Below are 11,928 nucleotides of genomic sequence, written 5' to 3' on the forward strand. Positions count from 1 at the left end.
ATGGGGCAGGACTACTGACCTCTACCCGATCATTTCGACCACGACCTTACCCATCGCCTGCCGGTTTTCGAGCATCGCAATCGCCTGACTGCCCTCATCCAAGGAGAACCGCGCCGAAACGCGGGGGTTGATCTTGCCGGCTTTGAGGAGGTCGAACAGTCCGGCGACCTGCGCCTTGAAGCGCTCCGGCTCGCGCGCGGTGAAAGCCCCCCAGAACACGCCGCAGACATCGCATGACTTGAGCAGCGTGAGATTGAGCGGCAATCGCGCGATGCCCGCAGGGAAGCCGACGACGAGGAAGCGGCCTTCCCATGCGATGGCGCGCAGGGCGGGTTCGGAATAATCGCCGCCGACGATGTCGTAGACGATGTTGGCGCCGGTTGGCCCGCAAGCCGCTTTGAACTTTTCGGCCAGATCCTTTGACTGCGCCTTGTCGAACGGCGCGCGGCCGTAGACCACGACGTCATCAGCACCGGCATCGCGCGCGACCTGGGCCTTCTCTTCGCTCGACACGCCAGCGATTACCCGCGCGCCATAGGCCTTGGCGAGTTCGATCGCCGAAAGTCCCACGCCTCCGGCTGCGCCAAGCACCAGCACGACGTCACCCGCCTTGATGTGGCCGCGGTCCTTGAGCCCGTGAATCGTGGTGCCATAGGTCATCAGCAGCGATGCCCCGGTGGCAAAGTCCACACCCTCGGGCAGCGCGAACAACCGCCCGACCGGGACGACGACCTTCTCGGCCAAGCCGCCATTTCCAACCATCGCGATCACCCGGTCACCGACCGACCAACCGGTGACGCCGTCGCCCACCGCGTCGATCACGCCTGCCAGTTCGCTGCCCGGCGCATAAGGGCGCTCGGGCTTGAACTGGTAGAGATCGCGGATCATCAGCGTGTCGGGAAAGTTGATCGAGCAGGCGCGCACGCTTACGCGAACCTGGCCCTTGGCGGGCGCGGGTTCGGGCATGTCATCGAGCACGAGCGTTTCGGGGCCGCCCACGGCGTGGGTGCGCAAAGCCTTCATGCATTCTCTCCCAAATGCGGAATCAATCCGCTCAGGGGTTCAGGGAAGCAAGTTTTGCGCGGCTTGTGAAGGCTTTTAATTGTGCGCTTAAGCTGCCGCTACGGCATCGGTGCCGCGCGCGAGGAAAGGCAGATGATCGCGCATCTTTGCCTCATGGGTGCTAATCGCATCGCCGCGCGCCATCGTCAGCCCGACTTCGTCGAGACCGTTCACCAGACAGTGCTTGCGGAACGGGTCGATCTCAAAAGCGAAGCGATCCTGGAACGGGGTGGTGACGGTCTGCGCCTCGAGGTCGATCATGACCGGATCGGTCGCGGCGACCTCCATCAGCCGGTCGATCGCTTCCTGTGGCAGGACGACGGTGAGGATGCCGTTCTTGAACGCGTTGCCCGAGAAGATGTCGGAAAAAGACGGCGCGATCACCGCTTTGATGCCCAGATCGAGCAAGGCCCACGCGGCGTGTTCTCGGCTTGAACCGCAACCGAAGTTGTCGCCCGCGATCAGGATCGGGGAACCCGAAAACTCGGCGCTGTCGAACACGTTGTCCGGATCGGCGCGCAGCACTTCGAAGGCACCGCGGCCGAGGCCCTGACGCGTGATCGTCTTGAGCCACTTCGACGGAATGATCACGTCGGTATCGACATTCTTGCGGCCGAACGGGATAGCCCGTCCTTCGATCTGGTTCACCGGTTCCATGGGGTGGCTATAGCTTCTGAGCAGTGCGTTGCAACGTCATTCCGCCCTCCTTACCTCCGTCATTCCCGCGCTGGCGGGGGATCCAGCACGACGGTCGCTCTGGATCCCCGCCTGCGCGGGGATGACGAGGGATAGCGATCGGCGAAGAGCGGAAGGGTCTACGCGAAATCAGTCGGTTTCGGGCACGTCGACCGGCGGCGTCTTGGGTTCGGCCTTTTCGGCGCGTTCCTTGCGGCGCGAGGTGTAGAGCAATGCGGCGGCCAGCGCCGCCGAGCCGATCGCCGCGCCTGCCATGGCTGCCTTGCCGGTCCAGTCGGTTTTCTTGGTCACGCGTCAAACTCCTTGAATTCGTTACCTCAAGATTGGCCACGTGACTCAGGATTGCAAGAAGGAGCCAAGGTATTTCCCCAAGCTTGACCATTGCGCCAGCTTGGCCTCGAACGTCAGCGCCGCATGTGCGGGGCTGCTCGACGGCAGTTGGACGAGTGTGAGGTGTGATGATCCGGCCAGCAGTGGCGCGCCGATTGCCGCCGATTTTGCGCCATTGAAGGCGACCGCTTCAAGGTTCGGCAAGGTTTCGACGAGCCTTGGGAGCGGGTTTGCCTCGATATCGCGGATCGCCGCATCGAGGCTGCCGGTGCGTGTGGCGGTGCCGATCGAGTCCCACAACCCTATGCCGTGATCGAGCAGGCATGCCAGCCGCGCCTCGTACTCCAGCGCCGCCACATCGCACGCGATCACGCCGCCGACCAGCCGCCAGAACTGGTTGCGCGGATTGGCGTAGTAGCGCCCCGCCGCAAGGCTCGCTTCGCCGGGCAGGCTGCCGAGGATCAGCACGCGCGAGTTAGGAGCGACGACTGGGTCGAACGACGCTTTGCGCAGGGTCACATCACGATCCGTTCGTCATTGCGAGCCGGCAGGGCGAAGCAATCCGGAGGCGGCGCGTGACGCTCTGGATTGCCGCGCGGCTGCGCCGCTCGCAATGACGAAGGTAGGGGGGTGTCATGCGGGCGCAGGTTCAAGCGGCGGGACCGGCCGAGGCGGCACCGGCTTTGGCGGCACCTCCTCGTCCTTGGCGGGTGTGCCGCAGGTCATGCAGAAGCGGAAGAACGCCATCTTGCGCGTGTCGCAGGCCTGGCAGTGGTCGAACAGGGTCATCCCGCAGTGGACGCAGAAGTTGGACTCGGCGTCCCCGGTGGTGGCGATGGGGCGGTCGCAACCGGGGCAGACCTTGGCGGCCATCTTCTTGAACGCTTCGTCATGCGAAACCCGCTTGCGGCGCTCCTGCTCGGCCTGCGCTTCTACCTCGGTGCGGTGCGCGATATAGGCGCGCATGTTCTTGACGAGAAAATGCCCGGCAGCCAGCGTCAGCGCGATGCCGACGATGTAGCGGATATACCCGCCATAGCTTGGCAGATACGGCACCAGTTCGACGAAGAACACGAATACCGCCGCCAGCACGAACCCGCGCATCAGCGGCCAGTGATCGCTCTTACGCTTCTTCATCACCATCCATGCCGCGACCCCGAGCATCGGCAGAGTGATCAGCAGCCGCAGGCCGAAGACGCGCATCTCCTGCCAGAACATCGCGCGTTCCTGTGCTGGCAAGGCGGCATTGATCAGGTCGCTTTCGCGGGTGCGCAGTGCGTTCTCGCGCTGGTCGAGCGGGGCGCGGCTGTTCTCCAGATCGGCGATCGTCTGCTGCAGCGCGCGCTCGTTGCCCTTGAGCCGTTCGAGATCGCGCGTGCGGGCAAGGACTTCGGGGTCCTGCGCCGGATTGGTGGTGGCAGTGCGCGCAGCGATCCATGCGCGGAAGGTTTCGCCAGCCGTCGTCGATTGGCGCGTCGCCTGATCGAGTTGCAGCCGCTGAATCTCGAGCTTGTCGTCGATCCCCTGCTTGTCGCGGCCGATCTGCGCGATCTCCTGCCGGACCTGACGGACTGCCGGGGTATCGTCAGCAGGCGCGGTATAGACCTGTCCCTCGACCATCGGCAGATCGCCGATGACCAGATTGCCGAGGCCGATGATGAAGCCCGCAAACACGATCGAGACGACCCACAGCACGATGCGATAGGCGCGTTCGGGGACGCGCACGCCTCTGCCGGTGTTGAGCCCCATACTCATCGTGATCCCCTCGCTATGTAAAGCGGAGGCTATGCCCTCGAACGCGCGTTGTAAATCAGCGCTGGACCAGCGGGCTTACCGGGTCGCGCGCGGCTTCCCATTGGCTCCACTTGTCGCCAAGGCCGGGATGATCGTTGGCACCCTCGCGCATCGCGGCGGCAGCCTGCGCGGCGGGGAGCGGAGGGAGCGGGCCGTTGTTGTCGATCAGCAGTTCGTCGCCGAGCAAACGAAACTCGGCCGGGCCGGGACGGAAGGGTTGGACGACGGTCATCACGCTCCCGCCGTACTGCACCACGTCGATCACCAAGGCATCGACATCGCCCTTGGGCGAGCCGACCCGCACCTGTCGCGCCACCGCGCAGTCGGGCCAGCGCGATGCGCCGTCGGTGATGAACGCCTTGGCCTGTGCGTCCTGTTCAAGTGTCGTCGCGCCTTCGAACGTCTGGAGCGAGCGGTTGCCGTCGCCGCGCATGCACAGCGATTGCGGCTGGTAGTGGCTTCCGGCGGGCAGGTCCGACACGGTCCAGAAGGCGTGGGCCATGAGAAACCCCGCAAGCTGGAGCGCGGCTGTCGGGAGGCCCGCCACTGCCGCGTCAGGCCATTAGCTTGCGCACGTCGGTCAGGTGCCCAGTGACGGCAGCTGCGGCTGCCATCGCGGGGCTGACGAGATGCGTGCGCGCGCCGGGGCCTTGGCGGCCGACGAAGTTGCGATTCGAGGTAGAGGCGCAGCGTTCGCCCGCAGGCACCTTGTCGGGATTCATGCCGAGGCACGCAGAACAGCCGGGTTCGCGCCATTCGAAGCCTGCATCAATGAACACGCGGTCGAGTCCCTCGGCTTCGGCCTGTTGCTTGACCAGGCCCGAGCCCGGAACGACGATCGCCCACTTGACGCTGTCGGCCTTGTGACGGCCTTTCAGGATCGCAGCGGCGGCGCGCATGTCTTCGATCCGGCTGTTGGTGCACGATCCGATGAAGATGTTCTGCACCGCGACGCCGTCGATCGGTTCGCCCGCAGTCAGGCCCATATAGGCAAGGCTGGCACGCGCCGCATCCTGCTTAGACGGATCGGCAAAGCTTTCCGGCGCGGGGACGATGCCGGTGATCGGCAGCACGTCCTCGGGGCTGGTGCCCCAGGTGACCGAAGGCGCGATGTCGGCGGCGTCGATGACCACGACCTTGTCGTACTTGGCGCCGGGATCGGTGGCGAGGCTGGTCCACCATGCCACGGCCTTGTCCCAGTCTTCACCCTTGGGCGCATAGGGACGGCCCTTGATATAGGCGAAGGTCGTTTCGTCAGGCGCGCACAGCCCGGCGCGCGCGCCGTGCTCGATCGCCATGTTCGAGATGGTCAGACGACCCTCGATCGACAGGTCGCGGATGACTTGTCCGGTATATTCGATGACCGATCCGGTGCCGCCTGCTGCGCCGAGCACGCCGGTGATGTGCAGCACGACGTCCTTGGCGGTGACGCCGGGGGTCAGCTTTCCGTCGACGCGGACTTCCATCGTCCTGGACTGCTTGAGCAGCAGCGTCTGCGTGGCCAGCACATGCTCGACCTCGCTCGTGCCGATGCCGAAGGCCAGCGCGCCGAGGCCGCCGTGGCAGGCGGTGTGGCTGTCACCGCAGACGATCGTCGCGCCGGGGAGCGAGAAGCCCTGCTCCGGCCCGACGACGTGGACAATGCCCTGCTCCAAGTCGGAATCGCCGATGTAGCGGATGCCGAATTCGGGCGCGTTGCGTTCCAGCGCTTCGAGCTGCTGCGCGGATTCGACGTCGGTAATGGGAATGCGGCTGCCATCGGGCGCGCGGCGCGCGGTCGTCGGCAGGTTGTGATCGGGCACGGCGAGCGTGAGATCCGGGCGGCGCACCTTGCGGCCAGACGTGCGGAGCGCTTCGAACGCCTGCGGGCTGGTGACCTCGTGGACGAGGTGACGGTCGATGTAGATCAGGGCCGTGCCATCATCGCGCTGTTCGACAACGTGGGCGTCCCAGATCTTCTGGTACATGGTGCGGGGAGTATTAGTCATAGTGCCAGCGGTTAGGCCCGCCCTCCCCGCAATTCAAGCAGGAAAGGGCGGGCCATTGGCTTGTCGGACGCAATTTTGTTACGTCCGGATAGGATCAACCGCGGCGGCCGTCATGATCACGGCGATCGATGCGCAGACGCTGCGTGATCACCGAAACGCGGTTCTCGAGCGTGCGGTATTCGTTCATCGACAGACCACGGTCGGCATAGCGCGTGTAAAGCTGCCTCAGGTTGCGTGAATCGTTGCGCAGGCCACGGGCCTCGCGCGGCGAAATGGTGCGGTTCGACACGGCGCGCTGGATGCGGCTGTCGAGCTGCCAGATGTCGCGGCGGATTTCAGCGCTGCGGGCGGGCGTCAGGTAAGCGGCTTCGGCGCGGTTGCCGCCGGGATAGCGATCGTGGTCGCGGTACTGGGCCATCGCCGGGGTGGCGACGCCTGCGGCGATCATCGTCGAAAGGACGGCGGCGAGTACGGTCTTGCGCATCGGTTTTCTCCTATGCCCCTGGGTTGGAAGCGTTTGGGCGTTGAAGGCAAATTGGGCCGGCGCGGCTGAACGGCAGAAAAACAAGGCGTCGCGACTTTCGGGCAAAGTGTAAGAATGTGTCGCAGGGCAAGGCGGGGCGTTGTATGGGCGAGCCATGCAGACTTTCGCCGCAATTTTCATCGTGATCGCCACGGTGCTCGCCATGGAATTCGTCGCATGGTCCAGCCACAAGTATATCATGCACGGCTTCGGCTGGGGCTGGCACCGCGACCACCATGAACCGCACGACGGGTTTCTGGAGAAGAACGACCTCTACGCGATCGTCGGCGCCGCCATCTCGATCACGTTCTTCGCGCTCGGCAGCCCGCTGGTGCGCGGAGACGCCGCGTGGTGGCCCGCGACATTCATCGGCATCGGCGTGCTGGTCTACGGGATCATCTACACACTGGTCCACGATGGGCTGGTCCACCAGCGCTGGTTCCGCTGGGTGCCCAAGCGCGGCTACGCCAAGCGGCTGGTGCAGGCGCATAAGCTGCATCACGCGACCATCGGCAAGGAAGGCGGGGTGAGCTTTGGCTTCGTGTTCGCGCGCGATCCGGTGGCGCTGAAGCGCGAACTGCGGGTGCAGCGGGAGCGCGGGATTGCTGTGTTGAGGGATGCGGTGGACTGAAACAACCTCCGGCTCCTGTAGGGTATTTCAAGCCAACCTGATCTCGTTCAGCACACCCTTGGCGAGATTACGAAAGCGCAGCGCGTCGGACACCGAGATGTCCTGATTGTGCGCGGCGGCGTTGCGCAGGGCGCGCATTTCTCCGATCATGCCGACAGTGCGTGCGGGCAGGACTCCGCGCCGTTCCAGCGTGTGCGCAGCCTGTAGCGCATCGGCGGTGGCCACTTGCCGATCATGTGCCAGGCCCTGCAATGCATCCTCGATCCCCGACCACGAATCCAGCACGGCGGCATTTGGCGAGAGATCGAGCAGTTGCAGAAACCGGCTGTGATCGCCCGATAGTGCGAGCTCGGGCCCGGCTTCGCTGTCGGCCATCAAAGGCGGGGCCTGTGATTCCAGGCTGTCGAGCTTTCGCGCGAACGGGGCCGACTTGTCGCCCCAGCTCAGTTCATCGAGCCGCGACAGCAGCGCGAGCAGATGGCGCCGAAAGATCAGGGCGATGGCCAGCGCGGCCAGCGGCCAAGCCAGTGCGCCGAGCACGCTGGCGGACCATGCCAGCCAATCGGTATCGCTTTGCCCCACTGTCAGTGTGATCATCCCGGCTACTCCCATGACAGCTGCCATGCCTTGCGAATCTGCAAGATGCCGGATGCTACTAAAAGAACATATAAAGAACAAACGCTAACGCGCGGCGGGGTTCAGCCAGAGCTTGAGGTGCTGTGTTATCGGGCGCTCGAAGGCGCGATGGAGGATAAGTGCGGCCAGGATCGATGCGGCCATCGTCCCGACCACGAACACCAGTTCCTGCCAAGGTCCATAGGACCAGCGAAAGTGCCGCCAGATGAACTGCACGGCATTCATCAAGGGCATGTGCACAAGGTAGAGGGCGTAGGATATGGCGCCCCCGATTGACCATAAGCGCATGGCCGGCAACCGCAGCGGCCCCAGCACGACGGCGCTCAGGATCAGCCAACCCGCGACGCCCCATGTCAGCGTTCGGTCCCAGCCATTCAGCGTCCCGATCGCGGCGTAATCAGTGGCAAAAATCAACGCCGCCGCAGCCGCTAGAAGAGCAATCCGCATCCAGCATTTGACGACGATGCCGCGTTCGTAAGCCAGAGCTATCACCATGCCGCCAGCAAACTCCGCGATGATCGGTTCGGTCCAGAATGCGAAAGGCTGCGGCAGATCGAACACGGCGCCTGCGGCGACCAAGGCCGTAAGTGCTATCAGCACGCGCCTGACGGTAGTCGGCATGGTCGATGCCAGGCAGGCCGCGAAGATCGCGTAGAACAGCATCTCGTAATAGAGCGTCCAGGCGACCACCAGGGGAATGGTCTTCAGCGCGGGCATCCCGTCCGGGGCGTAGGGCAGGAATGCTAACGCATGAACAGTTGTTGCCAGATCGAACGGAGGGCCAAAACGCCAGCCCCATCCCAGCGTAAAAGCCGTCATCAGCCAGTACAGCGGCACGATCCGCGCGAGACGATGCTGAATGAATACCAGACGCGGCCTTTGCGTGCCCAGCAGCCGTTGCGCAGAAACGACCATGATGAAGCCTGAAATGGCGAAGAACAGATCGACGCCGCAGGCCCCGGTCAGCATCACGTCTGCCCGTGCCAGTTCCACCCCGCGATAACGGCCGAGGTGATAGCCGATGCCTTCTGCATGATGCACAAGGACCGCAAGTGCAGCCACCAAGCGCAGCATCTGCACGCCAGCGATCGTGGAGGTGTCTACTCGGCCCGCGTCCAAATCCAGGTCCCTGTTATGCCCATCACCGCTGCCGGGATCAGCACCCACGGCCAACCTGCGGTAAACCACGTCAGCACCACGCCTGCACCCATCGCGATCAGCGCGCCGCGTTTGGCCTTGCGCGAGATTGCGCGCCGCTCACGCCACTGGCGCAAGGGCGGGCCGTAGCGCGGATGGTCGAGCAGGCGCTGCTCCCATGCGGGATTGGAGCGCGCAAAGCAGAACACCGCCAGCAGCAGGAACGGGACCGTCGGCAGCAGCGGCAGGAACGCGCCGATCGCGCCGAGTGCTACGCAAATTATGCCGCCAGCGAGATAGAGGTGACGGCGCAAACCGATCAGGCCGCCGCAGCCAGCCGCGCGGCATGTTCGCGCACCAGCGCGATCATGTTGGGCACACCCTGCGTGCGGTTCGATGACAACTGCTTCTTGAGATCGAACGGCCCGAGTGCCTCGGCTACGTCCATCGCGGCGACTTCTGCTGCAGGGCGGTCCTGCACGGCAGCGAGAACCAGCGCGACGATCCCCTTGGTGATCGCGGCGTTGCTGTCGGCGAGGAAGTGGAGCTTCTCGCCCTCGCCCTGCGTCGGATAGACCCACACGCTGGCCGAACAGCCGCGCACCAGCGTGGCATCGGTCTTCAACGCATCGGGCATGTCTTCCAACTCGCGGCCGAGCTCGATCAACAGACGATAGCGTTCGTCGCCATCAAGGAATTCATACTCTTCGAGGATGTCGTCAAGGCTGCGCATGATCGGCACTTAGCGAGCGGGGTCGGTGGCGTCCACTGCCCGCGTGGGAGAGTTGTTCCTCACCCAATGCACTCCGCTCCCCCGCGCAGGCGGGGGCCTCGGGCCGGATTGTCGAGAGCTATCGCGTTGTGCCTGAGGCCCCCGCCTTCGCGGGGGCGCAGGTTTAAGCGCGCGCGATTAGCCCGAGATACCCCCCGGACGCGTCAGCGCGAACCAGATCACGTAGATCCATGAAAGGACGCCGTGGATCGCGGCCCACACGATCGATTTGTGCAGGCTCCACGAGATGGTCACGGCAAGCGCGCTGCCAATGCCGATGCCGGCGCGGGTTGCGCCCTCGACGTGGCGCTTCACAGGTCTACCCCGGCCGCGATGGCTTCCAGCTTGCGCAGGCGTTCGCGCATGTCGGCTAGGTCGATCATGGTGGCAGCGTCTCCCATATCCGTACGTTCGAATTCGAGGCGCTTGAGCGATAGCCAGCCATCCCAGCCGCGCAGGGCTGCCATCGCGACCATCGCGAGACCGGTGAGTGCGGAGAAGTATAGGACAATATCGGAAGTCATGTCGGCAACTCCCTGTTGCGGATGAACTTATTTGTCGCGCAGCGATTCGATCTCACGCGACAGGCGGCGATTTTCGCCATCGTCGGTGGCGATCCGTTCGAGCACTTCGAGACGCTTGCGCAGTTCGGTAACCTCGCGTTCGAGCCCGGCGGTGTAGGCGGGATCGACATCGACCGCGCCGCCCGAGGAGCCGCGATGCTTGTCACGGTTCATGCGCATATTGGCGAAAGCTATGATTGCCACGATGGCGACAATGGCGCTCCAGAAAGACATTGCGGCTCTTTCTCAATTCACCTTCACGCTGCGCAGATGCTCGATCTGCAGCGCAAGGTCGGTGTTGTTTTCGGTGGCGATGCGTTCGAGCACGCGCACCCGCTGTTCCAGCCGCTCGGCCTGCGCGGCATATTGCGCGGCCTTCTCGGCAGTCTGCTTGGAGAGCAGTTCCAATTCGCGTTCGCGGAAGGCCAGTCGGCGCCTGTAAATGTCCGAACCGATGCCCAGGACAACCGGCACCACGATCACCATGAACACCAACATCAGGATCACGTCTTCGTTCATAGCGATGCTCCCTTTCCGTCGCGCAGCGCTTTGATCTGACCCGCCACCTGATAACCTCGGTCGGTCACGATGGCTTCGATGTTGGCGAGGCGCTGGTGCGTGGCATCAAGCTGGTCGCGCAACATCGCGTTTTCCTCGCGCAGCTTGGTGACAGCTTCGTGATCCGCCTTCTGCGTCTTGCCGCCCCATTCGTCTTCCAGAGCATAGCCGTGGCGGGCGCGGATCCAGTTGTTGATCACCCAGCCGCCTGTCGAAATCGCGATGATCCACAGGACGAATTCGGGTCCCGCCCACTGCATCACACCCTCCGGTCTTCGATGGAGGCCGCATCGCGGCGGAGCGCTTCGATTTGCGCGGCGGTATCGAAGCCCTTGTCGGTGACGATACGCTCCAGCACGCGGACGCGCTCTTCAAGCTCGCGGGTGTGGCTGGCGTACTGCGCGGCTTTTTCAGCACTCAATTGCGCGGTCGCATTGATCTGCATTTCTGCAATCTTGGTGCGGTGCTTGGTCCAGATCGCGACGATCGGAATGCACAGGGCAAAGATCGGGATCAGGGGCGCAAGTGTCTCAGGTCCCATCGGTTCAGTCCCCCATTGAAGTGAATGTCAGCGCAGCTTTTCGATTTCGGCCGAAAGGCGCGGGTTGCTGTTGACGTAGAAGCTTTCGACGTCGGCCAGGCGGCGATCGATGTCGCGGAACTGGGCGCGGACTTCACGGGCGGTGCGGGCGGGCGACTGGCGGACACGCTGCCAGAACTGCTGCTCCTGCCGATCGACATAGAGGTGGCCGGGCTTCTTGCCGGCAAGCATGCCGAGCACGAAGTAGGCGATGAACGGCCAGCCCATCGAGAAAGCGAGGACCAGAAACCCGAGGCGAACCCAGAGCACGTCCACTCCGGTGTAGTCGGCAATCCCGGCGCAGACGCCCATGAACTTGCCGTTGACCTTGTCGCGGTAAAAGCGGGTGCGGGGGCTGTTCACTTCGAGGTCCTTCCCTGTTCGGCGAACATCCGGTCGAGTTCGCGCAGCTTCTGATTGTCGGTTTCACGGTCGTGCATGATGCGGGCGGGCTTGAACTCCGGGTTGTCCGAAGCGACCAGGCGCTCGACCGTGTCCATGCGGTCATCGAGGCGGCGGGCCAGCTGGTAGAGTTCCTCCAGCAGGTTTTCGTCGCCATTGGTCAGCGTCGCGGCGGTCTTCCACTTGGTGATGTAGTGGAAGATGATCCACGGCAGGCCGAGGAAGATGGCGATAATGGGAATTGCGTCGTCCATGG

Annotated in this window: 21 protein-coding genes; 1 reads left to right on the forward strand and 20 read right to left on the reverse strand. The window is 64.0% G+C overall.

Features of this window, described 5'->3' with window-relative positions:
• Positions 1–21 precede the first annotated feature (21 nt).
• The 8 genes from GGQ88_RS10315 to GGQ88_RS10350 all read right to left on the reverse strand — a co-directional run bounded on the left by GGQ88_RS10315 (position 22) and on the right by GGQ88_RS10350 (position 6,354).
• On the reverse strand, positions 22–1,023 hold the full coding sequence (locus tag GGQ88_RS10315) for an NADPH:quinone oxidoreductase family protein (protein ID WP_183613078.1): 1,002 nt from the start codon (positions 1,021–1,023) through the stop codon (positions 22–24).
• 87 nt (positions 1,024–1,110) lie between these two features.
• Entirely contained in the window at positions 1,111–1,719 is a 609-nt protein-coding gene (gene leuD / locus GGQ88_RS10320; RefSeq protein WP_183613079.1) for a 3-isopropylmalate dehydratase small subunit, read from the reverse strand.
• A 168-nt stretch (positions 1,720–1,887) separates the two neighbouring features.
• Positions 1,888–2,049 carry a hypothetical protein gene (locus tag GGQ88_RS10325; protein ID WP_183613237.1) on the reverse strand — a complete coding sequence of 54 codons (162 nt, stop codon included), beginning with the start codon at positions 2,047–2,049 and terminating at the stop codon, positions 1,888–1,890.
• Between the two features lie 45 nt (positions 2,050–2,094).
• Positions 2,095–2,607, reverse strand: coding sequence for a DNA-deoxyinosine glycosylase (locus GGQ88_RS10330; protein WP_343057168.1), 513 nt, complete (start codon positions 2,605–2,607; stop codon positions 2,095–2,097).
• Positions 2,608–2,721: 114 nt separating this feature from the next.
• Positions 2,722–3,843 carry a zinc ribbon domain-containing protein gene (locus GGQ88_RS10335; RefSeq protein WP_183613080.1) on the reverse strand — a complete coding sequence of 374 codons (1,122 nt, stop codon included), beginning with the start codon at positions 3,841–3,843 and terminating at the stop codon, positions 2,722–2,724.
• A gap of 55 nt (positions 3,844–3,898) precedes the next feature.
• On the reverse strand, positions 3,899–4,384 hold the full coding sequence (locus tag GGQ88_RS10340; protein ID WP_183613081.1) for a hypothetical protein: 486 nt from the start codon (positions 4,382–4,384) through the stop codon (positions 3,899–3,901).
• A 52-nt stretch (positions 4,385–4,436) separates the two neighbouring features.
• Positions 4,437–5,870: a 3-isopropylmalate dehydratase large subunit gene (leuC, locus tag GGQ88_RS10345; RefSeq protein ID WP_183613082.1), complete on the reverse strand. Its 1,434-nt coding sequence runs from the start codon at positions 5,868–5,870 to the stop codon at positions 4,437–4,439.
• Between the two features lie 94 nt (positions 5,871–5,964).
• On the reverse strand, positions 5,965–6,354 hold the full coding sequence (locus tag GGQ88_RS10350) for a hypothetical protein (RefSeq protein ID WP_183613083.1): 390 nt from the start codon (positions 6,352–6,354) through the stop codon (positions 5,965–5,967).
• Between the two features lie 154 nt (positions 6,355–6,508).
• Between GGQ88_RS10350 and GGQ88_RS10355 the strand changes: the two genes are divergently transcribed.
• Entirely contained in the window at positions 6,509–7,024 is a 516-nt protein-coding gene (locus GGQ88_RS10355; RefSeq protein WP_183613084.1) for a sterol desaturase family protein, read from the forward strand.
• Between the two features lie 27 nt (positions 7,025–7,051).
• Here the strand turns inward: GGQ88_RS10355 and GGQ88_RS10360 are convergent, their stop codons facing one another.
• The 12 genes from GGQ88_RS10360 to pspB all read right to left on the reverse strand — a co-directional run bounded on the left by GGQ88_RS10360 (position 7,052) and on the right by pspB (position 11,926).
• The gene (locus tag GGQ88_RS10360; RefSeq protein ID WP_183613085.1) at positions 7,052–7,648 is read right to left on the reverse strand and encodes a DUF4145 domain-containing protein; all 597 of its coding nucleotides are present in this window, start codon (positions 7,646–7,648) and stop codon (positions 7,052–7,054) included.
• A gap of 57 nt (positions 7,649–7,705) precedes the next feature.
• Positions 7,706–8,779 carry an acyltransferase family protein gene (locus GGQ88_RS10365; protein ID WP_183613086.1) on the reverse strand — a complete coding sequence of 358 codons (1,074 nt, stop codon included), beginning with the start codon at positions 8,777–8,779 and terminating at the stop codon, positions 7,706–7,708.
• Positions 8,761–9,111: a YbaN family protein gene (locus GGQ88_RS10370; protein ID WP_183613087.1), complete on the reverse strand. Its 351-nt coding sequence runs from the start codon at positions 9,109–9,111 to the stop codon at positions 8,761–8,763. Before GGQ88_RS10370 ends, GGQ88_RS10365 begins: the two co-directional genes overlap by 19 nt.
• 5 nt (positions 9,112–9,116) lie before the next feature.
• Complete coding sequence (locus GGQ88_RS10375; RefSeq protein WP_183613088.1) at positions 9,117–9,530, reverse strand: SufE family protein; 414 nt, start codon at positions 9,528–9,530, stop codon at positions 9,117–9,119.
• 177 nt (positions 9,531–9,707) lie between these two features.
• Complete coding sequence (locus GGQ88_RS10380) at positions 9,708–9,884, reverse strand: hypothetical protein (protein ID WP_183613089.1); 177 nt, start codon at positions 9,882–9,884, stop codon at positions 9,708–9,710.
• Positions 9,881–10,093 carry a hypothetical protein gene (locus GGQ88_RS10385; RefSeq protein ID WP_183613090.1) on the reverse strand — a complete coding sequence of 71 codons (213 nt, stop codon included), beginning with the start codon at positions 10,091–10,093 and terminating at the stop codon, positions 9,881–9,883. The genes GGQ88_RS10380 and GGQ88_RS10385 overlap by 4 nt, the downstream gene beginning before the upstream one ends.
• Positions 10,094–10,120: 27 nt before the next feature.
• Positions 10,121–10,366, reverse strand: a complete 246-nt coding sequence (locus tag GGQ88_RS10390; RefSeq protein WP_183613091.1) for a hypothetical protein — start codon at positions 10,364–10,366, stop codon at positions 10,121–10,123.
• Positions 10,367–10,378: 12 nt separating this feature from the next.
• Positions 10,379–10,651, reverse strand: a complete 273-nt coding sequence (locus GGQ88_RS10395; protein ID WP_183613092.1) for a hypothetical protein — start codon at positions 10,649–10,651, stop codon at positions 10,379–10,381.
• Positions 10,648–10,950, reverse strand: coding sequence for a hypothetical protein (locus GGQ88_RS10400; protein ID WP_183613093.1), 303 nt, complete (start codon positions 10,948–10,950; stop codon positions 10,648–10,650). The genes GGQ88_RS10395 and GGQ88_RS10400 overlap by 4 nt, the downstream gene beginning before the upstream one ends.
• Positions 10,950–11,231: a hypothetical protein gene (locus GGQ88_RS10405; protein ID WP_183613094.1), complete on the reverse strand. Its 282-nt coding sequence runs from the start codon at positions 11,229–11,231 to the stop codon at positions 10,950–10,952. Before GGQ88_RS10405 ends, GGQ88_RS10400 begins: the two co-directional genes overlap by 1 nt.
• 27 nt (positions 11,232–11,258) lie before the next feature.
• Positions 11,259–11,633: an envelope stress response membrane protein PspC gene (gene pspC / locus GGQ88_RS10410; RefSeq protein WP_183613095.1), complete on the reverse strand. Its 375-nt coding sequence runs from the start codon at positions 11,631–11,633 to the stop codon at positions 11,259–11,261.
• Complete coding sequence (gene pspB / locus GGQ88_RS10415; RefSeq protein WP_183613096.1) at positions 11,630–11,926, reverse strand: envelope stress response membrane protein PspB; 297 nt, start codon at positions 11,924–11,926, stop codon at positions 11,630–11,632. The genes pspC and pspB overlap by 4 nt, the downstream gene beginning before the upstream one ends.
• Positions 11,927–11,928: the final 2 nt, after the last annotated feature.

This window comes from Novosphingobium hassiacum, assembly GCF_014196055.1.
Taxonomy (GTDB): domain Bacteria; phylum Pseudomonadota; class Alphaproteobacteria; order Sphingomonadales; family Sphingomonadaceae; genus Novosphingobium; species Novosphingobium hassiacum.

Coding starts and splice junctions, on each gene's coding strand:
- GGQ88_RS10405 (WP_183613094.1), bottom strand. CDS start 11,231: ATGGGACCTGAGACACTTGCGCCCCTGATCCCGATCTTTGCCCTGTGC.
- GGQ88_RS10395 (WP_183613092.1), bottom strand. CDS start 10,651: ATGAACGAAGACGTGATCCTGATGTTGGTGTTCATGGTGATCGTGGTG.
- GGQ88_RS10340 (WP_183613081.1), bottom strand. CDS start 4,384: ATGGCCCACGCCTTCTGGACCGTGTCGGACCTGCCCGCCGGAAGCCAC.
- GGQ88_RS10360 (WP_183613085.1), bottom strand. CDS start 7,648: ATGGCAGCTGTCATGGGAGTAGCCGGGATGATCACACTGACAGTGGGG.
- pspB (WP_183613096.1), bottom strand. CDS start 11,926: ATGGACGACGCAATTCCCATTATCGCCATCTTCCTCGGCCTGCCGTGG.
- GGQ88_RS10400 (WP_183613093.1), bottom strand. CDS start 10,950: ATGCAGTGGGCGGGACCCGAATTCGTCCTGTGGATCATCGCGATTTCG.
- GGQ88_RS10385 (WP_183613090.1), bottom strand. CDS start 10,093: ATGACTTCCGATATTGTCCTATACTTCTCCGCACTCACCGGTCTCGCG.
- leuD (WP_183613079.1), bottom strand. CDS start 1,719: ATGGAACCGGTGAACCAGATCGAAGGACGGGCTATCCCGTTCGGCCGC.
- GGQ88_RS10375 (WP_183613088.1), bottom strand. CDS start 9,530: ATGCGCAGCCTTGACGACATCCTCGAAGAGTATGAATTCCTTGATGGC.
- GGQ88_RS10335 (WP_183613080.1), bottom strand. CDS start 3,843: ATGAGTATGGGGCTCAACACCGGCAGAGGCGTGCGCGTCCCCGAACGC.
- GGQ88_RS10315 (WP_183613078.1), bottom strand. CDS start 1,023: ATGAAGGCTTTGCGCACCCACGCCGTGGGCGGCCCCGAAACGCTCGTG.
- leuC (WP_183613082.1), bottom strand. CDS start 5,870: ATGACTAATACTCCCCGCACCATGTACCAGAAGATCTGGGACGCCCAC.
- GGQ88_RS10355 (WP_183613084.1), top strand. CDS start 6,509: ATGCAGACTTTCGCCGCAATTTTCATCGTGATCGCCACGGTGCTCGCC.
- GGQ88_RS10390 (WP_183613091.1), bottom strand. CDS start 10,366: ATGTCTTTCTGGAGCGCCATTGTCGCCATCGTGGCAATCATAGCTTTC.
- GGQ88_RS10350 (WP_183613083.1), bottom strand. CDS start 6,354: ATGCGCAAGACCGTACTCGCCGCCGTCCTTTCGACGATGATCGCCGCA.